Source organism: Rathayibacter sp. AY1C7 (assembly GCF_002931865.1).
Taxonomy (GTDB): Bacteria; Actinomycetota; Actinomycetes; order Actinomycetales; family Microbacteriaceae; genus Rathayibacter.
In genome coordinates, this window is the sequence record NZ_PSWB01000060.1 from 1 (window position 1) to 1,044 (window position 1,044).

Genomic DNA, 1,044 nt, shown 5'->3' on the forward strand with positions numbered 1-1,044 from the left:
GGGAGGAGCCGGTCGTCGGCTGCGCGGGGTCGACGGGGTCCGCGGAGGAGGGGCTCGAGGAGCGGCGGTCGGAGGCGCCGGATCCCGCACCGGGAGCGGAGGGGTCCGCAGTCGCCGCCGCATCCTCCGCGGGCGAGGCGGCGGTCGGCGTCGACACCGCTTCCGGGGCGGTCATCGCCTCGGGCGCGAGTGCGGCGGAGGCGAACACCACGGAGAGCACGAGGGTCGTCGTCGGGACGAACGCGGCGAGAGCGCGGGTGGTGCGGGTCACGGACGGTCCAGTTCTGCGGGCTCTGCGATGCGCCCGCCTGTGATTACTACCAGGAGCGTGAAGTGCTCTGCACCCCCGCTTCCGGGTGGAGTGCCGCGGAGCGCGCCAGCGGGCTCGGCCATGCTCGTGCGCCCACCTCCTCGACGAGGCGGCGCTGAGCCGGATCGATCAGGCGACCGATCTCCTTCTCGGGGAGCGCCTGCGGGGGAGCGGCCGTTCCTTCTCGCCCGCGGAGATCGACGTGACGGCGCTCCCGCCCAGGCCCGGCACGTCCTTCGGCATCTGGTGCCCTGAGCCGCGCACATCGAGCCCGCACTCGCCCTGCGCGTCGGATGATGCGCCGCACACGCAGAGGAGGGAGCGCCCGCGGGCACCCCCTCCTCCGTCACGGCCGGTCGACCGGCCGCCGTGCGCTCAGCAGACGCGGGCCGGGTAGGCCACCGTCTGCGCGAGGGTCTCGGAGCCCGCCGTGGCGGTCACCGTCACCTGGCTGCCCGGCATGCTCGCGAGGCGGGTGGTGAACGCGGCCGATCCGCTCGCACCCGCGGCCACCGCGGTGACCGTCTTCGAGCCGTAGGCCGAGGCCATCGCGACGTCGATCGGAGCGGTGCCGCCGTTCTTGGCGAGGACAGTCAGCACCGCCTTCCCGGCGACGCAGCGCGACGTCACGGTCACCGGCACCGTCAGCGCCGGGGCGGCCGCCTCGGGGACGACGATCTCGCCGATCTTGAGGAACGAGCCCGGCGTGGAGAAGGTCAGCTTCAGGCCGGTGG

At 74.5% G+C, this 1,044-nt stretch carries 2 pseudogenes; both read right to left on the reverse strand.

Annotation, left to right across the window (positions count from 1 at the left end):
• Positions 1-271: pseudogene (locus C5C69_RS16560) on the reverse strand (hypothetical protein); the annotation flags it as partial.
• Between the two features lie 414 nt (positions 272-685).
• Positions 686-1,044 (reverse strand): annotated as a pseudogene (locus tag C5C69_RS17100) (hypothetical protein); the annotation flags it as partial.